The organism is Kitasatospora sp. NPDC058406, from assembly GCF_042722765.1.
Classification (GTDB): domain Bacteria; phylum Actinomycetota; class Actinomycetes; order Streptomycetales; family Streptomycetaceae; genus Kitasatospora.
Genome location: NZ_JBHXKE010000359.1, coordinates 1 through 6,810, shown reverse-complemented (window position 1 = coordinate 6,810; position 6,810 = coordinate 1). Strand labels below are relative to the sequence as shown.

Here is a 6,810-nt window from a genome sequence, read left to right as displayed (position 1 = left end):
GTCCCGCTGGGGCGCACCGGTGCGCCCCAGCGGGAGATCCGACGGATCAGCGCGTGCAGCTGATCGCGGCGTTGGCCCCGTAGTAGCCGGGGGCGAGCCGGTAGGAGTCGGCGTAGAGCAGCACGCACTGCTCGTTGAGGAATCCGCTGATCAACGCGCTCCGGCGGGCCGTCTTCTCGGCCTCCCGCTTGGCCTCCTTGGGGCTGTTCTCGTAGGCGGAGCCGGTGAAGTTCCGCGTCTCCTGCACGCGGGCGTCGGCGTGCGCGACGGTCGGCGCGAGCACGGCGAGGCCCGCGAGAACGACGGCAGCCCCACTCCGGGCGAGCATCGAGGTCATGTCGGTATCTCCTTCTGGGTGGACATCGGTGGGGTTCAGCGCTGGCAGAACAGGCTGGCGACGGCGGCGTACACGCCGCCGCCGACCGACCGGACGTCGGTGGCGCGGACGTGGCACTGGCTCGCCTGCCAGCCGGCCGACTGGGCGACCGCGCGGGCCGTGCGGACCGCGCCGTCCACCGCCTGGGACGGCGAGGTGCCGACCCCGTTGCCGGTGAACATCCTGACCTCGGACAGGCCGTCGGGGTTCGCGTACGCGCCTCCCGCGACGGCCTCGGCTCCGGCCGGGGCCGCCTGGGCGGACGCGGTTCCTGCGGCGAGGCACGCCGAGGCGGCGAGGGCCACGGCGAGGGGACGGAGACGGAACGCGGACGAGCGGCCCACGGGAACTCCTCGGTCGTCGGTTCGGCGGTCACGGGAACGGTCGACGCGCACGGCCCCGGCCGGTGTCGGCTCCGCGGTACGGGCCGGGTCCCTCCTGCGTCCGGACCGCCCTGCCGAGGACACACCGGCCGTGGCCCCCGTCCGTCCCCCACGTCCGCCGGCCGCCGTCACCGCGCCGCGGACCGTCTTCGGCCATCTCATCCGGGTTCTCATCCGGGTCTCTCCTCTCACTTGCGTCCTTCGGCCACCACCCCCGCGTGAAGGCCCCTCGACACAGGAGCGGGTTCGCGGCGCCGGTCGTGCGGTGGTGGCCCTGACCGCACGCTAGTTCCGCACGTCGGGCGCCCGTCAGCCACCCGTTCGGGGGGCTTGCCGATCGACCGGCCGTCTGCAACGCCACCCGCACCCGCGAAGCAACTTGACGGCGTGTCACTCCCGGCGCGAAGGCTCACCGGAGGTACGGTGCGTCAAGCAACGAACCCGGCACGACAGGGGGTGTTCGTGGGCGGCTCCGGGGGGAACGGCTCGCAGACGCTGGAGGAGCTACGGGGGGCGGTGGCCGCCCATCGGCTGGTCAACCTGACCGGCCCGCTCGGGGTCGGGAAGTCCCGACTGGCAGCACGACTGGACGACACGACAAGAATCGACCTCGACCTGCCCCGCGCGCTGTCCGTGCTGCGCCGGGCTCTGGCCGACCCGGCCACCGCACGCCGCACGCTGGTGATCGACGGCGTCGACGGCCGGCAGCGGCGGGAGGCGGTGAGCGCCGCACTGGACGAGGACACGGGCGCCCGGCGTCCGAGCCTGGTCGTCGTCAGCCGCCGGCCGGTCCTGGCCGATCCGCGCTGGGCACACCCGCGCATCGCCGCCCTCACCCTGCCACCGGCCTGCGAGGGGCTCATCACCACCATGGCGGCGGCCGTCGAGTCCCAGGAAGGACGGGCACTGGCCGTTCGACTCGCGGGCGGCATCCCGCTGCTGGCGGACGCCGCCTGCCGCGCCCTGGCCTGCTCCCCGCCGCCGGCATCCCCCGGTGCGATCGCCGACCAGCTCGCCGAGGTGATCCTGGAACGCGTCGGCCGCGAACTGCCCGGCCTGCGATGGCGACACGCACTGCGGACACTCGCCACCGTCCGGGCCGCGGACGAGGAGCTCCTCCCGGGAGGTCCCGACCAGTTCACCCGGCTCGCCGCGCTCAGCATCGTCGAGCGCGGCGCCCTCGGACTGCGGATCACCGAGCCGTACCGAACGATCCTCGAACTCGCCTACCGCTGGCGCCGGCCGCAAGCGCACGAGAGTGCCCGCAGCCACGCCCGCGACTACCGCCTCACCCTCCTCGGCCGCGCCCACCACGGCCGCGAGCGCGCCGAACTCGCCGACCACGGGCTCTTCCTCACCGGCCATCCGCTGCTGCGCCGCGAACTCTTCCCCGCCGGCGAACGCACCGTGGGCTTCCGCACCGCCCTCGCCACGGACGGCGACGACATCGCCCGGCTGATGCACGAGTGGGCCCTCCACAGCGGCTTCGACCCGCGCCGCTGCGAACGCCTCACCGAACGGTGGGCCGCCGACGACGTCTCCGCCTTCCACCTCGCCCTCGACCGCGACGGCCGGGCGATCGGGGTGGCCAATCTGATGCCGATCGGCGCCCGCACGGCCGACGGCGTGGAACCGCTGCTCCAGCAGCACAGCGGAACCCTGACCGGCGGCGGGCTGTTCCTCGGCGCCGCGCACTGCCGCGACCCGGCCGCGCGCGCCCACCTCCTGCGCCACGTCCTACGGCAGGGCGTCGAAGCCGGACGCCTGGTCGTCTCGACCGCGAGCCCCGACTACCAGAACCTGATCCGCGGCCTCGGTTTCCGTGGGCACGGCGGAATCCGTGACGACGTCTACCGCTGCGGCCGGAATCCGGAAGTCTTCAGCAACGACCTGGCGGCCACCGCCCTGCCGGACTGGCTCGGCCGGATCGCCAGGGGTGACGCGCCCGCGCCGGGACCCGGCCCGTCCGGCACACCGCGCCTGTCCCCCAAGGAGCTTCGCATCCTGCTCGACTACACGTCGGGCATGACGCTGGACTCCGCGGCCCGCCGCGCCGGCATCACCCCGAACACGGCCAAGGACTACCTCGGCAGGGTCAAGGCCAAGTACCGGGCGGCGGGGCGGCCCACCCACACCAAGATCGACCTCGCCCGGAGAGTCCGCGAGGACCGACTCGACCACTCCTGATCCGGGCGCCTGACCGAGAAGCGGTCACGTCGTGCGGGAGACGGCTGAGGATCGGGGCGAGTCGGCGGGTCCCGAGGATGATCATCGACCACTTCGCCATGGCCTCGTGGTGTTCGGGCAGCCGCTCGTAGTCGCGGACACAGCCTGGACCCGTTCCGGGCTCACCTACCCTCAAGCCGTTCATGGAGCTCCTCGGCGAATCGTGTCCGGTAGACGCCGTGGACGATGGCCCCGGGAGACTGGTAGCCCCGGTGCTCAGGGGCCGAGACATCCCCGTCCCACGGCTCCGTGCCTTCGGGAAGCAACGGAGCACGGCCCAGATACATCTGAGCGACTTCTTCCAGCCGTAGTTCACCCGCCACCACCGAGCTCCACAGCCCGTGGCCCTGCCCGACGACCCACAGGCACAGATCCTCGGTGCTGTCCTCGGACCAGACGTCCCCGTCCACGCTCAGACCTTCCGAGAAGTCGGCCAGCGACTCCGCCGCGGACTCGTACGCGAGCGCGAAGGCTTCGAGCACCTCCCGCGAGGGGGACTCCAACCACAGCTCCAGGGCAGACAGACGCGGTCGTGCCGCTTCCAGGACCTCCCAGAACCAATCAGGAACATGATCCGGTCCCATCGCGGCTCCTGGGTCGACGGCTACGGTACTCGCCCGACCGTACAGCGCGATGGAGTTCCCCGGACACTCCCGGACCTCGTCGTCGGCGAACGGCGCCGGCCACCTGCACCGTCACCGGTTCTACAGGCAGGCACCGAGACGGCCTGGTCACCGGCATCTCCCGCAGCAGGGCCGGACGTGCGACGCCCGGCCGCCGGTGAAGGGACGTCACGCCGGCCGGGCTCTGAGCCGTGGCGGGACGGGCCCGGACGGCGAGAGGGGGGAAACCCGCCGCCCGGACCACGCTGTGCCCACCCGGACCCTCTCCTCACCCCGATCCGCGCGGACAAACCTCCGGATTCGCCGACCGGCCGTGCAGGACACCCGGCCGCGGCGAAGACGGCTGCACCCGCCGGCCCGGCCCGGTCGGGCCGACCGGGCCGGGCCGAAATCCGGTGAGGACGGCGCTACTTGCTCTCCAGCCTCCCCAGCGGGTCGGCGCTCTCCGCCAACGCGGCGGCCGCCGTCCGCCAGGCCGCGTCCCCGGGGTGGAGGGCACTGCGCAGGAAGGCGGTCGTGAGCTGCTGGACCAGAGCGACCCGGGCCGGGCTCTCGTCGGTGGTCTCGGCGACCTCGTACCCGGGGATGCCCCCGAGCGAGTGCTCCGCCCCGAACAGGGTGAGCAGGCTCTTGCGCCCCGGGCTGCGGGTGTACGGGTCGGTGGACCAGTCCGGTCCGCGCGTGGACAGGTGGGACTGGTCGCGGTCGCCGGCGACGACGAGGGCCGGTGCGGCCATCGCGTCGAAGGACGGCCGCATGAAAGGGAAGTGCTCGGCGGCGAAGGGGACCAGGTCGTCCCCCAGACCGGCCGGTGCCAGCAGCACACCTGCCGTGACGCGGGCGTCCGTCATGTCCTCGCCGGGGACGCCGTCGGGGTCCAGGACGCGCGCGCCCAGCAGTGTGCTCGCCGTCTGGGCTCCCCAGGAATGGCCGGCCACGGCGATGCGGCCGTGGTCGACGCGCCCGCCGAGGCCCGGCACGGCGGCCTCCAGCACCTGGAGCCCGTCCATGACGCGGGTGAGGTCCTCGACGCGCAGGCGCCAGATCCTCGGCGTGCGCGGGTCCTCGGCCGGCAGACCCAGTGTCCGGGAGTCGAGGTGGGTGGGCTGGACGACGACGAAGCCCTGGGCCGCCCAGTGGTCCGCCAGCGGGGCGTAGCCGTCCATCGACCAGCCGAAGCCGTGCGAGAAGAGGACGACGGGCAGATCGCTGCCGGTCACGGGCGCGGACACACGGACCTGGAGGTCGTCACCGCGGCCCGGGGCGGGCAGGACGAGCGGTTTCGCGGACAACACCACGGTGGGCGCACCGGTGGCGGTGGAGTCGGACATGGAAGGACCTTCCGTTCGGACTTCTCGCAACGTGGGGTTCGGTTGGGCCCTGGCAGTTGGTCGCACCGCGGGCCGGGCCGGTCGGGGAGCCGTTTCGCGCGCGGCCGCGTCGGCAGCGGTGTCGGCGCAGCGGGTGTCGGTGGCAGCGTCCGGTCACGTCCGGGTGGAGCGCGAGCGCGGCGGACGGCTTGGTCGCCGGTCTCCGGGTCTGCCATCATGAGCAAAACGGAACCTCGTTCCGCAAACGATACGGAACGTCGTTCCGTATCGCAAGGCTCACGAGAGGAACGCCACGGTGGGTGACAGCGGTCAGGGCACCGGAACCACACCCGAGTCGAAGCGCAAGGACGTCCGGCGCAACCAGAAGACCCTGCTGGACGCGGCCGCCGCGGTCTTCCTCACCTCGGGCGTGGACGCACCCGTACGCGACATCGCCGCCGAGGCCGGCGTCGGAACAGGCACGATCTACCGGCACTTCCCCACCCGGGCGGACCTGGTCATCGCCGTCTACCGCCACCAGGTCGAAGCCTGCGCCGAAGCCGGGCCGGCGCTGCTCGCGGCGGGCCCGACCCCGCACGCCGCCCTCGGACGGTGGCTCGACCTCTTCGTCGACTTCCTCGTCACCAAACACGGCCTGGCAGCCGCACTCCAGAACGACACCAGCGGCTTCGAGGCACTGCACGCCTACTTCCTCGACCGCCTGCTGCCGGTGTGCACCGAGCTCCTCGACGCAGCCGTCGCCGACGGAGAGATCTCCGACGACCTCGACGCCTACCAGCTCATGCGCGGCATCGGGAACCTCTGCATCGGCGCCGACAGCGACCCCCGCTACGACGCGCGCCCGCTGGTCGCGCTCCTCGTCGCAGGGCTGCGCCGCCCGCACTGACGACGGCGTCCGCCCACGGCCGTGCGGGGTCGAGGCACGGTCGCGACGGTGGACGACGTTTCAGGCAAGAGCACTCCGGGGAACGCGATCAAGGGCATGACCGAGCGTCAGACCGAGCGCCCCACCGAAATGTTCCCGGCATGCAGCTTTTCCGGAACGAGAGTGAAAAACACCCAACCCGGCGCACCGGTCACCCCCTTCGCCCGGCGGACCGGGCCCGACCCCGCCGGGAAGACCTCGACACCACCCCGCCCACGCACACTGCGCTCGACACCGCAGGAGAACAGCCTTACCGCGCGCGAACCGGACCACACTGTGATCCACCTCACATTCCGGCGGCGCGCCTCACTGGTTATCGTGCTCTCAACGAAGCGCCCGTCGATTACCGGTGACCCTCATCCCGGATTTCTTCCGGACAGACCGATCTTCTACGAACACCCGCCTCAATCGCCACCCACGGTGGACCGTCGGACTTTCTTCCGGTATTCGTCAGACGCCGTTTCGCCACTGGCCAGGTGCCTTCGGAATCCTCGGAAACCTCGGAATCCCACTCCTCACACCCGCGGAGGGAGAACGCCCGGAAAAGAACGTCGTACCGGTCGGCATTTTCCGCCGGCCCCGTCCACCGAGGTTTCCCGCATGCTCCTGCGACCACGGGCGGCGCCCGGACGTCGATCGCGGGACACCTCGTCGATTCGGCGTCCACCGCGACCCCGTGAAGGATCACCCGCCGTGCCGGACCGCGAGCCGTCCGACCCGTCGATCGGGCCGTGACTCCCGCTCCGACCGCACGACACCGGCACCGGCATCGGCACCGTTGGCAAGGAGACGTCTCATGAGCAGCGAAGACCGCGGCATCCGGTTCCCGCAACCGGCCCGCTCCCGCAAGTGCGACCGGCGCACGTACGTTCTCGACACCAGCGTGCTCCTGGCGGACCCTCTCGCCATGACCCGCTTCGAGGAGCACGAGGTCGTTCTCCCGGTG

General features: G+C 72.3%; 7 protein-coding genes. 3 read left to right on the top strand and 4 right to left on the bottom strand.

Going from position 1 to position 6,810, the window contains the following annotated elements; genetic code table 11:
- Positions 1 to 46 precede the first annotated feature (46 nt).
- Together ACFWOG_RS38370 and ACFWOG_RS38365 are read right to left on the bottom strand one after the other, a co-directional pair.
- Positions 47 to 337, bottom strand: coding sequence for a hypothetical protein (locus ACFWOG_RS38370; protein ID WP_329879496.1), 291 nt, complete (start codon positions 335 to 337; stop codon positions 47 to 49).
- 35 nt (positions 338 to 372) lie between these two features.
- A complete protein-coding gene (locus tag ACFWOG_RS38365; RefSeq protein WP_380364159.1) occupies positions 373 to 720 on the bottom strand; it encodes a hypothetical protein in 348 nt (115 codons plus the stop codon).
- Between the two features lie 555 nt (positions 721 to 1,275).
- On the opposite strand from ACFWOG_RS38365, the gene ACFWOG_RS38360 reads away from it, so the two are divergent.
- A complete protein-coding gene (locus tag ACFWOG_RS38360; RefSeq protein WP_380364157.1) occupies positions 1,276 to 2,946 on the top strand; it encodes a hypothetical protein in 1,671 nt (556 codons plus the stop codon).
- Positions 2,947 to 3,107: 161 nt separating this feature from the next.
- Here ACFWOG_RS38360 and ACFWOG_RS38355 read toward each other — a convergent pair whose 3' ends face one another.
- Positions 3,108 to 3,569, bottom strand: coding sequence for a hypothetical protein (locus ACFWOG_RS38355; RefSeq protein ID WP_380364155.1), 462 nt, complete (start codon positions 3,567 to 3,569; stop codon positions 3,108 to 3,110).
- A gap of 446 nt (positions 3,570 to 4,015) precedes the next feature.
- On the bottom strand, positions 4,016 to 4,939 hold the full coding sequence (locus tag ACFWOG_RS38350) for an alpha/beta hydrolase family protein (RefSeq protein WP_380364153.1): 924 nt from the start codon (positions 4,937 to 4,939) through the stop codon (positions 4,016 to 4,018).
- A gap of 295 nt (positions 4,940 to 5,234) precedes the next feature.
- On the opposite strand from ACFWOG_RS38350, the gene ACFWOG_RS38345 reads away from it, so the two are divergent.
- Both ACFWOG_RS38345 and ACFWOG_RS38340 read left to right on the top strand, forming a co-directional pair.
- Positions 5,235 to 5,825, top strand: a complete 591-nt coding sequence (locus ACFWOG_RS38345; RefSeq protein ID WP_380364151.1) for a TetR/AcrR family transcriptional regulator — start codon at positions 5,235 to 5,237, stop codon at positions 5,823 to 5,825.
- An 835-nt stretch (positions 5,826 to 6,660) separates the two neighbouring features.
- On the top strand, positions 6,661 to 6,810 hold a 150-nt coding region (locus ACFWOG_RS38340; protein WP_380364160.1), incomplete at its 3' end, for a PIN domain-containing protein.

Excerpts from the sequence above, each read along its gene's own strand:
- ACFWOG_RS38370 (WP_329879496.1), bottom strand. The coding sequence starts at position 337 with ATGACCTCGATGCTCGCCCGGAGTGGGGCTGCCGTCGTTCTCGCGGGC.
- ACFWOG_RS38355 (WP_380364155.1), bottom strand. The coding sequence starts at position 3,569 with ATGGGACCGGATCATGTTCCTGATTGGTTCTGGGAGGTCCTGGAAGCG.
- ACFWOG_RS38350 (WP_380364153.1), bottom strand. The coding sequence starts at position 4,939 with ATGTCCGACTCCACCGCCACCGGTGCGCCCACCGTGGTGTTGTCCGCG.